Annotated in this window: 14 protein-coding genes and 1 riboswitch; of the genes, 8 read left to right on the plus strand and 6 right to left on the minus strand. The window is 53.3% G+C overall.

Annotated elements, in window-relative coordinates:
- Positions 1-405 precede the first annotated feature (405 nt).
- The 5 genes from frdA (at position 406) to BUB06_RS19900 (ending at position 4418) form a co-directional block, all read left to right on the plus strand.
- The gene (frdA, locus tag BUB06_RS19880) at positions 406-2202 is read left to right on the plus strand and encodes a fumarate reductase (quinol) flavoprotein subunit (RefSeq protein WP_039475749.1); all 1797 of its coding nucleotides are present in this window, start codon (positions 406-408) and stop codon (positions 2200-2202) included.
- Entirely contained in the window at positions 2195-2932 is a 738-nt protein-coding gene (locus tag BUB06_RS19885; RefSeq protein ID WP_010295519.1) for a succinate dehydrogenase/fumarate reductase iron-sulfur subunit, read from the plus strand. Before frdA ends, BUB06_RS19885 begins: the two co-directional genes overlap by 8 nt.
- Before the next feature lie 13 nt (positions 2933-2945).
- Positions 2946-3341 carry a fumarate reductase subunit FrdC gene (frdC, locus tag BUB06_RS19890; protein ID WP_010295522.1) on the plus strand — a complete coding sequence of 132 codons (396 nt, stop codon included), beginning with the start codon at positions 2946-2948 and terminating at the stop codon, positions 3339-3341.
- A 14-nt stretch (positions 3342-3355) separates the two neighbouring features.
- Complete coding sequence (gene frdD, locus BUB06_RS19895; RefSeq protein ID WP_005972985.1) at positions 3356-3712, plus strand: fumarate reductase subunit FrdD; 357 nt, start codon at positions 3356-3358, stop codon at positions 3710-3712.
- A 121-nt stretch (positions 3713-3833) separates the two neighbouring features.
- Positions 3834-4418, plus strand: coding sequence for a lipocalin family protein (locus BUB06_RS19900; protein ID WP_039475747.1), 585 nt, complete (start codon positions 3834-3836; stop codon positions 4416-4418).
- Here the strand turns inward: BUB06_RS19900 and BUB06_RS19905 are convergent.
- The 3 genes from BUB06_RS19905 to efp form a co-directional block, all read right to left on the minus strand.
- Positions 4412-4660, minus strand: a complete 249-nt coding sequence (locus BUB06_RS19905; protein WP_080726811.1) for a DMT family protein — start codon at positions 4658-4660, stop codon at positions 4412-4414. The genes BUB06_RS19900 and BUB06_RS19905 overlap by 7 nt on opposite strands.
- Positions 4661-4800: 140 nt before the next feature.
- Complete coding sequence (locus tag BUB06_RS19910; protein ID WP_005972977.1) at positions 4801-4932, minus strand: entericidin A/B family lipoprotein; 132 nt, start codon at positions 4930-4932, stop codon at positions 4801-4803.
- Between the two features lie 183 nt (positions 4933-5115).
- Positions 5116-5682: an elongation factor P gene (gene efp / locus BUB06_RS19915; RefSeq protein ID WP_010295533.1), complete on the minus strand. Its 567-nt coding sequence runs from the start codon at positions 5680-5682 to the stop codon at positions 5116-5118.
- A 41-nt stretch (positions 5683-5723) separates the two neighbouring features.
- Between efp and epmB the strand changes: the two genes are divergently transcribed.
- The gene (gene epmB, locus BUB06_RS19920; RefSeq protein WP_039317627.1) at positions 5724-6776 is read left to right on the plus strand and encodes an EF-P beta-lysylation protein EpmB; all 1053 of its coding nucleotides are present in this window, start codon (positions 5724-5726) and stop codon (positions 6774-6776) included.
- Between the two features lie 62 nt (positions 6777-6838).
- On the opposite strand, the gene BUB06_RS19925 is transcribed toward epmB, so the two are convergent.
- Both BUB06_RS19925 and pgi read right to left on the minus strand, forming a co-directional pair.
- Positions 6839-7186 carry a DUF4156 domain-containing protein gene (locus BUB06_RS19925; RefSeq protein WP_015841893.1) on the minus strand — a complete coding sequence of 116 codons (348 nt, stop codon included), beginning with the start codon at positions 7184-7186 and terminating at the stop codon, positions 6839-6841.
- A gap of 43 nt (positions 7187-7229) precedes the next feature.
- Entirely contained in the window at positions 7230-8879 is a 1650-nt protein-coding gene (pgi, locus tag BUB06_RS19930; RefSeq protein ID WP_039475742.1) for a glucose-6-phosphate isomerase, read from the minus strand.
- Positions 8880-9080: 201 nt separating this feature from the next.
- A riboswitch (Lysine riboswitch) is annotated at positions 9081-9273 on the plus strand.
- Between the two features lie 115 nt (positions 9274-9388).
- Here pgi and lysC point away from each other — a divergent pair.
- A complete protein-coding gene (lysC, locus tag BUB06_RS19935; RefSeq protein ID WP_010295540.1) occupies positions 9389-10765 on the plus strand; it encodes a lysine-sensitive aspartokinase 3 in 1377 nt (458 codons plus the stop codon).
- A gap of 42 nt (positions 10766-10807) precedes the next feature.
- Here lysC and BUB06_RS19940 read toward each other — a convergent pair whose 3' ends face one another.
- Positions 10808-12454: a Na/Pi cotransporter family protein gene (locus BUB06_RS19940; RefSeq protein ID WP_039475825.1), complete on the minus strand. Its 1647-nt coding sequence runs from the start codon at positions 12452-12454 to the stop codon at positions 10808-10810.
- Between the two features lie 306 nt (positions 12455-12760).
- Between BUB06_RS19940 and BUB06_RS19945 the strand changes: the two genes are divergently transcribed.
- Complete coding sequence (locus BUB06_RS19945; protein WP_039475738.1) at positions 12761-14215, plus strand: DASS family sodium-coupled anion symporter; 1455 nt, start codon at positions 12761-12763, stop codon at positions 14213-14215.
- Positions 14216-14221: the final 6 nt, after the last annotated feature.

Here is a 14221-nt window from a genome sequence, read left to right on the forward strand (position 1 = left end):
GGCCAGACGCGCTTTTCAGCAACGCATGATCTACCCTCTAAGAAGGCGCGGTCAGGATAGCAGCCGTCAATTATATCCAGTGGATCATTTTCTTATATCCACCTCAAAAGGGTTATTAAAGAAATAAAAGCATTATTTCCCCCTAAATAAGCCTTTCGATCACGTTTTTATCAATAAATACACGACCTGCTGAAAAAACCACAAAATGCAGGATCACATCAAATTTCATCTACCCATAATTCGGTATAATCATTCCCACACAAAAATTATAGGTTTATCTATTCTTTATACATCTATCACATAATTTTTAGCGGGTTTGATATTAAGCTCGGATATAAAGACAGAAACGAATAGATATTATTTTTTTATTTTAACTTAATTAACTTAAGTAACTGGAGGAATGCATTGCAAACCTTTAATGCCGATTTAGCCATTATCGGGGCCGGAGGTGCTGGCCTACGAGCAGCAATTGCTGCCGCGGAAGCTAACCCTCAACTGAAAATTGCGCTGATCTCAAAAGTCTACCCAATGCGTAGCCATACCGTGGCGGCAGAAGGTGGGTCAGCAGCAGTGACTCAGGAACACGATAGCTTCGATTATCACTTCAACGACACCGTTTCCGGTGGCGACTGGCTATGTGAACAAGACGTTGTTGAGCACTTCGTCAAACAGTGCCCCGAAGAGATGATTCAACTGGAACAGTGGGGCTGCCCCTGGAGCCGTAAACCGGATGGTTCTGTCAACGTGCGTCGCTTTGGCGGAATGAAGATCGAACGCACTTGGTTTGCCGCCGATAAGACCGGCTTCCACATGCTACATACCCTGTTCCAAACCTCCCTTAAATATCCGCAAATTCAACGTTTCGACGAGCACTTTGTCCTCGACGTTCTGGTCGATGACGGCCAGGCGCGTGGTCTCGTTGCCATCAATATGATGGAAGGTTCGCTGATTCAGATCCGCGCTAACGCCGTGGTGCTGGCGACAGGCGGCGCAGGTCGCGTGTACCGTTACAACACCAACGGCGGCATCGTCACGGGTGATGGCATGGGCATGGCATTCCGCCACGGCGTTCCGCTGCGTGATATGGAATTCGTTCAATATCATCCGACCGGTTTGCCCGGCTCCGGTATCCTGATGACCGAAGGCTGTCGCGGCGAAGGCGGCATCATGGTCAACAAAGACGGCTACCGTTACCTGCAAGACTACGGCATGGGCCCGGAAACGCCGCTCGGCGAACCGAAAAACAAATACATGGAGCTGGGGCCGCGCGATAAAGTCTCGCAGGCGTTCTGGCATGAATGGCGTGCAGGCCGCACCGTCTCAACCCCGTTGGGCGACGTGGTTTACCTCGATCTGCGCCACCTCGGCGAGAAGAAGCTTCTGGAACGTCTGCCGTTCATCTGTGAACTGGCAAAAGCCTATGTCGGCGTCGATCCAGTGAAAGAGCCGATTCCTATCCGTCCTACCGCGCACTATACGATGGGCGGCATTGAAACCGATCAAAACTGCGAAACCCGCATCAAAGGTCTATTTGCCGTCGGCGAATGTTCCTCGGTTGGCCTGCACGGTGCGAACCGTCTCGGTTCCAACTCGCTGGCCGAATTGGTGGTCTTCGGTCGCGTTGCGGGTGAGCATGCCGTACAGCGCGCACAGGCGGCGGCACCGGCCAACGGCACGGCGCTGGATGCACAGACGCGCGACATCGAACAGCGTCTGCATGACCTGATGAATCAGGAAGGCACCGAAAGCTGGGCGAAAATCCGCGACGAAATGGGCATGTCGATGGAAGAAGGCTGTGGTATTTACCGCACCACTGATCTGATGCAGAAAACCGTCGATAAGATGGCAGAGCTGAAAGAACGCTTCAAACGCGTGAAAATCACCGACCGCTCCAGCGTGTTCAACACCGACCTGCTGTACACCGTTGAGCTGGGCCATAGCCTGGATGTGGCGGAATGTATGGCGCACTCGGCGATCAACCGTAAAGAATCCCGCGGCGCACACCAGCGTCTGGATGAAGGTTGCACCGAGCGTGATGACGTTAACTTCCTGAAGCATACGCTGGCGTTCTATAACCCGGAAGGCGCACCTCATCTGGAGTATAGCGATGTGAAGATTACCAAACTTCCACCGGCCAAACGCGTATACGGTGCAGAAGGTGATACGCAGGAAGGCAGCAAGAAGGAGCAGGCGAATGGCTGAGATGATCAAAACCCTGAAAATGGAAGTCATGCGCTATAACCCTGAGCAGGACAACGAACCGTATTTTGAGACGTTCGATGTCCCGTACAACACGCAGACATCCCTGCTGGATGCGCTGGGTTATATCAAAGATAACCTGGCACCGGACCTCTCCTACCGCTGGTCCTGCCGTATGGCGATCTGTGGTTCCTGCGGCATGATGGTGAATAACGTCCCTAAACTGGCCTGTAAAACCTTTCTGCGTGAATACACGAACGGTCTGAAGGTCGAAGCGCTGGGCAACTTCCCCATCGAGCGCGATTTAGTGGTCGATATGACCCACTTTATCGAGAGTCTGGAAGCCATCAAGCCATATATCATCGGCAACGATCGTAAACCGGCTGACGGCCCGAACAAACAGACTCCGGCGCAAATGGCGAAGTATCACCAGTTCTCCGGCTGTATTAACTGTGGTCTGTGCTATGCGGCATGCCCGCAGTTCGGCCTGAACCCTGAGTTCATCGGCCCGGCGGCAATTACGCTGGCGCACCGTTATAACCTAGACAACCGCGATCATGGCAAGAAAGAGCGTATGGCGCAGTTGAACGGGAATAATGGCGTCTGGACCTGTACGTTTGTGGGCTACTGCTCAGAAGTGTGTCCGAAGCACGTCGACCCTGCCGCAGCTATTCAGCAAGGCAAAGTCGAAAGTGCGAAAGACTTCATGATCGCGATGCTGAAACCACAATAAGGGAGGGACAATGATGACATCTAAACGTAAAGCGTATGTTCGCGGTATGTCGCCGACCTGGTGGAAAAAGCTGGGGTTCTACCGCTTTTATATGTTGCGTGAAGGGACTGCTGTCCCTGCCGTCTGGTTCAGCATCGTACTGATGTTTGGCGTTTTCGCGCTGAAAAATGGGCCGGAAGGCTGGGCAAACTTCGTCAGCTTCCTGCAAAACCCGCTGGTACTGCTGATTAATATCGTTGCTCTGCTCGCTGCTGCGCTGCATACCAAAACCTGGTTTGAACTGGCACCGAAGGCCAGCATCATCGTGATTAAAGATGAAAAAATGGGGCCAGAGCCGATCATTAAAGGGCTGTGGGCTGTCACCGTGGTGGTAACCGTAGCCGTTCTGGCGATCGCCTTACTATTCTGAACAGGAGAAATAATGTGATTAACCCAACGCCAAAACGTTCTGACGAACCGCCTTTCTGGGGCCTGTTCGGCGCTGGTGGGATGTGGAGCGCGTTCTTCGCTCCGGTGATCATCCTGCTGGTCGGTGTGATGCTGCCTCTGGGCTTGTTCCCGGACGCGTTAACCTATGAGCGCATCGCCGCGTTCAGCCAGAGCTTCATCGGTCGCGTCTTTTTACTGCTGATGATTGTGCTGCCGCTCTGGTGTGGCCTGCACCGTATCCACCATGCGATGCATGACCTGAAAATCCACGTTCCTGCCGGGAAGTGGGTGTTCTACGGTCTGGCGGCAATCCTGACCGTGGTTACCGTTATCGGTGTGGTTACGCTGTAGATACAGCGCTATAAATGTAATGCTTAATGGCCTGCACAATATTGCAGGCCGTTTTATTTTCCCCACCTGACCACATCCATCGTCTACACTGGAACAGAGATGAAAACGATGAGATGTCAATATGATGCCCTTTAACGCTATTCGCTTTAACACCACGTTATTCAAAAACCTTCTCTTCAAAATCAGACGATGCGGGAAAACGTGCATTGCCGCGCTGGTCGCACTCTTTTCTGTTGCCTGTAGCGTGACGCCGCCCGATAACGTCACCGTCGTGGAAAATTTTGACGTTAATCGCTACCTCGGCACATGGTATGAGATCGCCCGCCTCGACCACCGCTTTGAACGCAATATGGAACGTGTGACGGCAACCTACAGCCCGCGGGATGACGGCGGCATCAAGGTGATCAATCGTGGCTTTAACGTCGAAAAACAGGAATGGAAAGAAAGCATCGGGAAAGCGTATTTCACGGGTTCACCTCAGCGGGGCGCACTAAAAGTGTCGTTCTTCGGGCCGTTCTATGGCGGTTACAACATTATTGAACTGGACGACGACTACCGCTACGCCCTGATTTGCGGGCCGAACCGTGATTACCTGTGGATTCTCTCACGCACGCCAACGTTGGATGCGGCGACACGCGAAAAACTGGTCGCCACAGCCAAACGCTACGGCTTCCCGACAGAGGCACTTATCTGGGTCAATCAGTAATCGGAGCATATCGACCGCAACAATGGGATAAATACGGAAAGGCTGATCACTTCCTGCAATATTTTCAATTGGCCGGCAGAGGCAACCTGATAACCAATCCGATTTGCTGGCACCTGCAAGAGGTATTCAAATAATGCGATCCCCCAACCGATCAACGCAGCAATTATCCAGGTTCGGCCACTGAAATAGCGTAGATGCCCATACCAGGCAAACGTCATAAATATATTACTCAACGTCAGCATGCCGGCAGTAATGAAAAGAGGCAATATAATTACCTCTCCGAGTGATCCACTTTCACGTTATCTCTCCGTAGGGAAGAAAACACCATCACGGCATTTTCTTCCACTCGGAAAAGTTATTACGATTTATTTCCCACGTTGGGCTATTGGGCGCTGCGCTGAATAGCCTTCCCACCCGCTTCAACATCTTGCCCAACGCCTCGGGTGGTATTGCACCCAACCACCGCAGAGAGAATAACCAGAGAGAAAATGGCAACAAACGCTTTCTTCAACATACTCGATTCCTTCTTTATGAGAGTAGGATTTCAACGGTACGAAAGTGACTGCTTTTTAAGCGTAGCCAATTTTAATTCTTGTGGAGGTTTTTTCGAACGAGGAGCAAAACAGGGGGAATACTTGAGTGAGAAAAAACGAATTAAAAAGGCCGCCCTCACAGAAGGCGGCCTTTTTCGCATTAATTACTTAACGCGTGATACGTATTCGCCAGAACGCGTGTCAACTTTGACAACTTCGCCGATCTGCACGAACAATGGTACTTTAACGACTGCGCCAGTGCTCAGCGTTGCTGGTTTACCGCCGGTACCGGCAGTGTCGCCTTTCAGGCCTGGATCGGTATCGGTGATTTCAGCTTCGATGAAATTCGGTGGCTGAACAGCGATAGGACGACCATCCCACAGGGTAACGATACATTCGGCGTTGTCTTGCAGCCATTTTGCCGCATCACCAACAGTCTTCTCTTCAACCTGATGCTGTTCAAACGTCTCAGGGTGCATGAAGTGGTAGAACTCACCGTCGTTGTACAGGTAGTTCATGTTGGTATCAACGACATCTGCGCCTTCTGCAGAATCGGTAGACTTGAAGGTTTTTTCAACGCGAGAGCCCGTCAACAGGCGACGCATTTTTACGCGAGCAAAAGCCTGGCCTTTACCCGGCTTAACAAACTCACTGGATTCGACGGCATACGGCTCGCCTTCGAATATGATTTTAAGACCGGAACGGAAATCGTTGCTAGAATAAGTCGCCATAAAGGCCCTCTACAATTTTAATACTGGTACGAAGCCAAAAAATGGCACACATTGTAACCCTAAATATACCTTCCAGAGAAGATTGGTTGCAGCAACTTGCGGACGTAATTACCGATCCTGATGAATTACTGCAACTTTTGGCTCTGAACGATCACGCTAAACTCCGGCAAGGCAGTGATGCACGCAGGCTTTTTGCGCTGCGTGTACCGCGAGCATTCGCTGCACGGATGCAAAAAGGCAATCCTGACGATCCGTTGCTGCTACAGGTATTGACCGCGCGTGAAGAGTTTATCGCCACCCCAGGCTTCACTCATGACCCGCTTGATGAGCAACACAGCGTCGTCCCGGGGCTACTGCACAAATATCACAACCGCGCCCTGCTGCTAGTTAAAGGCGGCTGTGCGGTAAACTGCCGCTACTGCTTCCGCCGTCATTTCCCCTATCAAGATAATCAGGGCAACAAGGCAAACTGGCGTCAGGCGCTGGATTATATCCGCCAGCACCCAGAACTGGATGAAATTATTTTTTCCGGTGGCGACCCGCTGATGGCCAAAGACCACGAGCTGGACTGGCTGATCACCGAGCTGGAACACATCCCACATCTGAAACGCCTGCGCATTCACAGCCGTTTGCCTGTGGTGATCCCTGCGCGCATTACCGACGCACTGTGCGATCGCCTGTCACGCAGTTCGCTTCAGGTGCTGCTGGTGACGCATATTAACCACCCGCAGGAAATTGATCCTGATTTAACACAAAGTATGGCGCGTTTGCGCCGCGCAGGCGTGACGCTGCTCAACCAAAGCGTGCTGCTACGCGGGGTGAATGACAACGCAGAGACACTTGCCCGACTCAGCAATGCGCTATTTGACGCAGGCATTCTGCCTTATTACCTGCACGTACTGGATAAGGTTCAGGGTGCCGCGCATTTTCTGGTAGATGACAACGAGGCGCGCATCTTAGTTAAAGCGCTGCTGAAGAAGGTATCCGGCTATCTGGTGCCCCGTCTGGCGCGGGAAATCGGTGGGGAAGCCAGCAAAACGCCGCTGGATTTAGGGATGAAGCAGCATCAGGATGACGCTGGGCTATTACGTTAACTGAGTGAGTAAATAATGCGGTGAGAGCGGATTGCTCCACTCTCACCGGGTTTTTCTTTAGCTTAAGGACATTTGTAGACGCTGCCGTTCATCTTGCTGTCCAGCGGAGCAAAGCTTGACCAGAAGGTCTCACTCGGACTGGTTGCGCCATAGACCGTATTGCCCCCCATCGCCGCCGCTTTATTACGCAGATCGTTTGCCGCACCGCGCATAGAACTGCCGTCGCTATGGTTGCCTGCCAGCCAGTTAGACTGGCTACCGCTAGCCTGCCCCAACAGCTGACATTCGCTGCCTGGCTTGGTATCCGTGAACGTCACGGCCTGCCCGGCGGCGCTGAGTTGGCTACTGCTACTGCTGCATCCCGCCAGCAACACTGCCGCGGCTAGTCCCAACAAAATACGAACCTGCATGTCTTCCTCCTTGCGATTGAAAAACCAAAGGGCACAGGCCCGATTAGTTACGCCACGCCTTGAAGCGGTTGATCAGTCCGTTGGTAGAACTGTCATGGCTGTCGATCGTACTGTCATTTTCCAGCTCTGGCAGAATACGGTTCGCCAGTTGTTTCCCTAACTCCACGCCCCACTGATCGAATGTGAAGATGTTCAGGATCGCGCCCTGAGTGAAGATCTTGTGCTCATACAGCGCAATCAACGCACCCAGGCTGTACGGGGTGATTTCACGCAGCAGGATAGAGTTGGTCGGGCGATTGCCTTCAAATACTTTAAACGGCGCGACGTGTTCCACCTCTTTTGCACTTTTGCCTGCCGCCGCAAATTCCGCTTCCACCACCTCACGGCTCTTACCGAACGCCAGCGCTTCCGTCTGTGCAAAGAAGTTCGACAACAGCTTGCTGTGATGATCGCTTAATGGGTTATGGCTAACCGCCGGCGCAATGAAATCACACGGGACCAGCTTGGTGCCCTGATGGATCAATTGGTAGAAGGCATGCTGACCATTCGTACCTGGTTCACCCCAGATAATCGGCCCGGTCTGGTAATCCACTGGATTGCCGTTGCGATCGGCAGATTTCCCGTTGGATTCCATATTTCCCTGTTGGAAATAGGCGGCAAAGCGGTGCATGTATTGGTCGTACGGCAGAATCGCTTCCGTTTCGGCACCGAAGAAATTGTTGTACCAAATGCCGATCAGCGCCAGCAGCACGGGCAGATTTTTCTCCGCTGGCGTGGAAGCAAAGTGCTTGTCCATCGCGTGCGCACCGCTGAGCAGTTTCTCAAAGTTCTCAAAGCCCAGAGAGAGAATGATCGACAGGCCAATCGCCGACCACAGGGAGTAGCGTCCGCCAACCCAGTCCCAGAATTCGAACATGTTGTCGGTATCGATACCAAATTCGCCGACGGCTTTCGCGTTGGTGGACAGCGCAGCAAAGTGCTTGGCAACGTGTTTATCGTCCTGCGCCGTTTTCAGGAACCAGTCGCGAGCGCTGTGCGCGTTGGTCATGGTTTCCTGCGTGGTGAACGTTTTCGACGCGACGAGGAACAGCGTGGTTTCTGGGTTCAGCGGCTTCAACGTTTCAGCGATATGCGTGCCGTCAACGTTGGAGACAAAGTGCATATTGAGGTGATTTTTATAAGGCTTCAGCGCTTCCGTTACCATGAACGGGCCCAGATCGGAGCCGCCGATACCGATGTTAACCACGTCGGTAATTGTTTTGCCGGTATAGCCTTTCCACTCACCGCCAATCACGCGCTCGCTGAAATCTTTCATCTTCGCCAGCACCGCGTTGACTTCCGGCATCACATCTTTGCCATCCACCAGAATCGGCGTGTTGCTGCGGTTACGCAGGGCAACGTGCAGAACCGCGCGGTCTTCCGTACGGTTGATTTTCTCACCAGCAAACATGGACTGAATCGCCGCAGACAGGTCGGTTTCCCGTGCCAGCGCGTGCAGTTTTTCCATCGTTTCTGCCGTGATGCGGTTTTTGGAGAAATCCACCAGCATCTGATCGTCGAACGTCGCGGAAAAATGCGCGAAACGATCGCTATCTTGTGCAAACAGCTCGCTGATTTGCACCTCTTTCATCGTATCAAAATGGGTTTGTAATGCCTGCCAGGCGGCAGTTTGGCTTGGATTAATATTTTTCATAATGCGACTTTCTCTCTAAGCATGAGTTCAAAGTGACTGAATCGATTGTATCCCTTAAAATCCCGATTGAGATCCCTTTTCTTGCTAAAAGCGGTTTATGCCCTGTCGTTTACTGACAGCTTGTCGTTTGCAGGCAGATTGTTTATTGACAGAAACGGCATAACCCGTTATTTCTAACACCGTACTTGCACACTCGGTGTGCAAGCCAGAAGAGGCGCGTCGCCCAGGTAAGATATCGGAGGAACCGTAATCCGCTGATGATATCCGAGGGGGAGCGACGCCGAGATGCGGTGAAATACGGCTTTCACCCTATCGACTACAGAGGCTGAATCCTCTGGGTTGTCACCGGATTAGTCCTGACGGACGTCCAGCAAGGTGGAGCGCTTCTGGGTGTATCGTAGTGATTTTCTACGCCTGCCCCCTACTTTTGCTCTCCCCCTGTGCCAAGGCTGATTAATGGAATGCTGTTTACTGAAAACAGCCTACCCCCTGACACGAGGTTTTTTGACATGTCTGCAATTGAAGTATCCGCAAACGCGAACTCTACCGTTATTGCCAAATTTGGCGGCACCAGCGTGGCGGACTTTGACGCCATGAATCGCAGTGCCGATGTGGTGTTATCCAACCCGAATGTGCGCGTTGTGGTGCTGTCGGCGTCGGCAGGTATCACCAATTTACTGGTCGCGCTCGCGGAAGGTCAAACGCCCGAAACGCGTGCCGAGCATCTGGCGAAAATCCGCCAAATCCAATACGCCATCATCGACAAACTGACCAACCAAAGCGTGATTCGCGATGAGATTGATCGCATGCTGGACAGCGTCACCACGCTGTCTGAAGCGGCGGCACTCGCGACATCTAACGCCCTGACCGATGAACTGGTCAGCCACGGCGAACTCATGTCTACCCTGCTGTTTGTCGAGATTCTGCGCCAGCGTGATGTCGTTGCAGAATGGTTCGATGTGCGCAAAATCATGCGTACCGACGATCACTTTGGCCGTGCACAGCCAGACTTCGAGGTTTTAGGTGAACTGACTCGCAGCCAGTTGCAGCCGCGTCTTGAGCAAGGTCTGGTGATCACTCAAGGCTTTATCGGCAGCGAAGCGAAAGGTCGCACGACCACGTTGGGTCGCGGCGGTAGCGATTATACGGCGGCACTGCTGGGCGAAGCGCTCAACGTCAGCCGGATTGATATCTGGACCGATGTTCCCGGCATCTACACCACCGATCCACGCGTGGTGCCGACTGCAAAACGCATCGACCAAATCATGTTTGAAGAAGCCGCCGAAATGGCGACATTTGGTGCAAAAGTCCTGCACCCAGCTACGCTGCTGCCTGCGGTGCGTAGCGATATTCCTGTGTTTGTCGGTTCCAGCAAAGATCCGGCCGCTGGCGGTACGCTGGTGTGCAATAAAACTGAAAATCCGCCGCTGTTCCGCGCGCTGGCGCTGCGCCGTAAACAAACGCTGCTTAAGCTGTATAGCCTGAACATGCTGCACGCACGCGGTTTTCTGGCCGAAGTGTTCAGCATTCTGGCGCGTCACAACATCTCCGTTGACCTGATCACCACGTCAGAAGTCAACGTCGCGCTGACACTCGACACAACCGGCTCCACCTCTACGGGCGACAGCCTGCTATCCAGCGCCTTGCTGACTGAGCTGTCATCGCTGTGTCGGGTTGAGGTTGAAGAGAATCTGTCGCTGGTCGCACTGATCGGCAACAATCTGTCTCAGGCCTGTGGCGTCGGGAAGGAAGTATTTGGCGTACTGGAACCCTTCCGTATTCGCCTGATCTGCTACGGCGCCAGCAGCAACAACCTGTGCTTCCTGGTACCGGGTGATGACGCCGAGCGTGTGGTGCAAACGCTGCACCGCAGCCTGTTCGAGTAAGCTATTTCTATCTTGTGGGGGAAACACCCCCACAAGATTCTGTCACAACGTCAGCGGAGATTCTTCGCGTTCCTCTTCCCCATCCTGTTGCACAATCAAGACGTTATACGCTACTGCACAGAACAGTGAATTCAGTCGGTTCATGTCTCCAAGCAAGCTTAAATGGAGCGAACTGGTTTCCAGACTCTGTACGTTGTGCTGATGTAAGCGATCGACATGCGCATGGGCATAACGGCGATTCATAATGCGGAAGCGGTGCTTGGCACGGCGCAGGCGTTTTGCGCTGGTGACATCCTCCGACAGGAAAACCGACAGTCCCAGACGCAAATTCGCCAGCAGTTGTTCATGCAGGTGGTTCAACTCTTCCAGCCCCTGCGCGGAAAACGCCATGCGTACGCCAGAGGAATGATTAGCAATGTCATCTGCCATGCGTTCGATAATGTCTCCCGCCTGTTCCAGATTCAGCGCCACCTCGATCACCTCAGCCCAACGCCGGGAATCCCGCTCATCCAATCCGTCTTTCTGAATCTGCGCCAGATAGAGCTTAATCGCGGTGTAAAGGATATCGACATCATCATCGAGTCGACGAATCTCCCGCCGCTGCATATGGTCGCCCTGTAAGACTTCACGGTACAAACGCAGCATCTGCTCCAGCACATCGCCAATACGCAGCGTTTCTCGTGCGGCGTTGGTCAGCGCCAGCGCTGGCGTATCCAGCGAGCTGGTGTCCAGATGGCGCGGTTTCATCTGGAGATCGACCTGCGGCGAGTCAGCAATCATCGCGCAGGACAGTCGCGCCACCACGCCGGTAAGCGGGATCAGCAGCAGGCAACGAATCAGGTTGTAGAACAGGTGGAAGTAGATAACCAGCTCTTCGGCGCTTAACGGAATGCGCGTCAGCCAGCGCGAAAGCGGTTCAACCAGCGGCAGCACAACCAAACAGCCTATCAGCTTAAACAGCATGCTACCGAGCGCGACGCGTCGGCCTGCCGCATTCTGCGTCGAGGTGCTCATCATCGTCAGTAATCCGCTGCCCAGATTGGCACCAATGACCAGGCACATCGCCACTTCCAGCGAGATCACACCGCTTGCCGTCAAGGTTGCCGTCAGCAGCACGGCTGCCAGACTGGAATAGGTAATCACCGCGAACAGCGCGCCAGCCAGTGCATCCAGCATGACGTCGCCCGTCAACGAGGAAAACAGTACCTTCACGCCCGACGTTTGCGTGATAGGAGCCGCGGCCACGACAATCATTTCCAACGCCAGCAAAATGAGCCCAAGCCCAATCGCCACGCGACCAACCTGCCCCCCCCGCGTCTGCTTACGGCTGAGGAAAAATATCACGCCCAGAAAAATCAGCAGCGGAGAAAGCCAGGACAGGTCGAACGTCAGAATTCGCACCATCAGTGCCGTACCGACATCCGCCCCGAGAATAATCACCAGCGCAGGCGTTAATGCCACCAGCCCCTGTGAGACAAAAGAGGTCGTCAGCAACGCGGTCGCATTGCTGCTCTGCACCAGCGCAGTGACGCCGATGCCAGCCATAAAAGCCAACGGTTTTTTCTCAACGCTATCGCTGAGAACCCGCCGTAACTGGGTGCCATAAACCCGCATGATACCGGTACGGACAATGTGAGTGCCCCATACCAGTAACGCAATCGCAGAAAGGAGATTCAGCAGTGTTAACAAAAAGTCCGCGCCTCCAGCTAAACGTGTGTTGATGAAATAAAACGTGTTGATGACGTAATGAATGACCATCTTACCAGATGTTGGCAGACCGTACTGCGAGGCGGCCCGCGTCAAAGCAAAATCGCCCAGCGATCAAGGACTGATAAAAATTAATTAACTGACAATATTTAAAAAACAGAATCCAAATCAATAAGCCGATAATTTTGCCTCACACCTTCCCCGGTTAGCGCTATGCTCTTTTTATCCCTATAACTCTTATGGGTTATAACTCTGCAGAATCTTGCTGCTCTCGAGTAAGGAAAATGGATGAAGACGAAAACCTCATATGGACTGAACTGGCTCCCGCTAATCATTATTCTCGCCATCGCCGCTTTTTTTTGGCACATGGAGCCCCCAACCGGCCTAAGCCCCGCCGCCTGGCACTCCGCCGTCATTTTCGTGGCCACGATCGTGTGTATTGTCGCGAATGTTCTCCCGATTGGGGCCATCGGTATTATCAGTATCACGCTCTTTGCGCTGACATACGCCGCAGGGGATAAAACGGCCAGCGGCGCGATACAAACGGCACTCAGCGACCTGAACAGCTCGCTGATCTGGCTGATTGTTGTCGCCTTCATGATCGCACGTGGCTTTATCAAAACGGGGCTGGGTCGCCGCATCGCCTTGCAGATGATCCGCATGTTGGGAAAACGCACGCTGGGTCTGGCTTACGGGCTGGCTTTTGCCGATCTGGTGCTTTCCCCCGCGATGCCGAGCAACACCGCACGCTGCGGCGGGATTATTTATCCCATTGCCGATTCGCTATCGCGCAGCTTCGATTCCAAACCGGAAGATGCCTCGCGCAGTAAGATTGGCACCTTTCTGATTACCTGCATCGGTAACGTTAACGACGTGACGGCGGCGCTGTTTATGACCGCTTACACCGGCAACCTGCTGGCGGTGAAACTCGCAGCCAATGCGGGCGTAACCATTACCTGGGGAAGCTGGTTTCTGGCGGCGCTCGTGCCTTGTTTAATCTCTCTGGCAGTTGTCCCGCTGCTCGTCTACTGGCTAACCAAACCGGAAATTCGCCATACGCCGGATGCACCAAAACTGGCCGTCGCCGAACTGGCAAAGATGGGCCACATGAGCCGCGGTGAATGGCTGATGGCATTCACCGTTGTCCTGCTGCTGGTGCTGTGGATTTTTGGCGATAAACTAGGCGTGGATGCCACGACGGCCTCGTTCGTCGGTCTGTCTTTCCTACTGTTAACCGGCGTACTGAGCTGGGAAGACGTGAAGAGTGAGAAAGGAGCCTGGGATACGCTGATTTGGTTCGCCGCCCTATTGATGATGGCAAATCAGTTGAAAAAGCTCGGCTTCACCAACTGGTTTGGCGATCTCATCGGCAGCAATATCGGTCATTTAATGCAGGGAACCAGTTGGGTATTGGTGCTGTTGCTGCTGAACGCCGCTTATTTCTACACTCACTATTTCTTCGCCAGCGGCAATGCACAGATCGCCGCGCTTTTTGCCGTATTCCTCGGTGTCGGGATCAACCTGAACATTCCAGCGGTGCCAATGGCGTTCATGCTGGCGTTTACCAGCAGCCTGTACTGTTCACTGACGCAATATACCCACGCGCGCGGCCCAATCCTGTTCGGCGCAGGTTACGTGCCCACCGCCGTATGGTGGCGCACCGGTTTCGTCGTCAGTCTGGTGAATCAGGCGATCTTCATGAGCGCCGGCCTATTGTGGTGGAAAGCGATTGGCCTGTATTAATGGTTA

Source organism: Pectobacterium carotovorum, assembly GCF_900129615.1.
GTDB classification, from domain to species: domain Bacteria; phylum Pseudomonadota; class Gammaproteobacteria; order Enterobacterales; family Enterobacteriaceae; genus Pectobacterium; species Pectobacterium carotovorum.

Excerpts from the sequence above, each read along its gene's own strand:
- BUB06_RS19885 (WP_010295519.1), top strand. The coding sequence starts at position 2,195 with ATGGCTGAGATGATCAAAACCCTGAAAATGGAAGTCATGCGCTATAAC.
- frdC (WP_010295522.1), top strand. The coding sequence starts at position 2,946 with ATGACATCTAAACGTAAAGCGTATGTTCGCGGTATGTCGCCGACCTGG.
- BUB06_RS19900 (WP_039475747.1), top strand. The coding sequence starts at position 3,834 with ATGATGCCCTTTAACGCTATTCGCTTTAACACCACGTTATTCAAAAAC.
- BUB06_RS19905 (WP_080726811.1), bottom strand. The coding sequence starts at position 4,660 with ATGCTGACGTTGAGTAATATATTTATGACGTTTGCCTGGTATGGGCAT.
- BUB06_RS19910 (WP_005972977.1), bottom strand. The coding sequence starts at position 4,932 with ATGTTGAAGAAAGCGTTTGTTGCCATTTTCTCTCTGGTTATTCTCTCT.
- efp (WP_010295533.1), bottom strand. The coding sequence starts at position 5,682 with ATGGCGACTTATTCTAGCAACGATTTCCGTTCCGGTCTTAAAATCATA.
- epmB (WP_039317627.1), top strand. The coding sequence starts at position 5,724 with ATGGCACACATTGTAACCCTAAATATACCTTCCAGAGAAGATTGGTTG.
- BUB06_RS19925 (WP_015841893.1), bottom strand. The coding sequence starts at position 7,186 with ATGCAGGTTCGTATTTTGTTGGGACTAGCCGCGGCAGTGTTGCTGGCG.
- pgi (WP_039475742.1), bottom strand. The coding sequence starts at position 8,879 with ATGAAAAATATTAATCCAAGCCAAACTGCCGCCTGGCAGGCATTACAA.
- lysC (WP_010295540.1), top strand. The coding sequence starts at position 9,389 with ATGTCTGCAATTGAAGTATCCGCAAACGCGAACTCTACCGTTATTGCC.
- BUB06_RS19945 (WP_039475738.1), top strand. The coding sequence starts at position 12,761 with ATGAAGACGAAAACCTCATATGGACTGAACTGGCTCCCGCTAATCATT.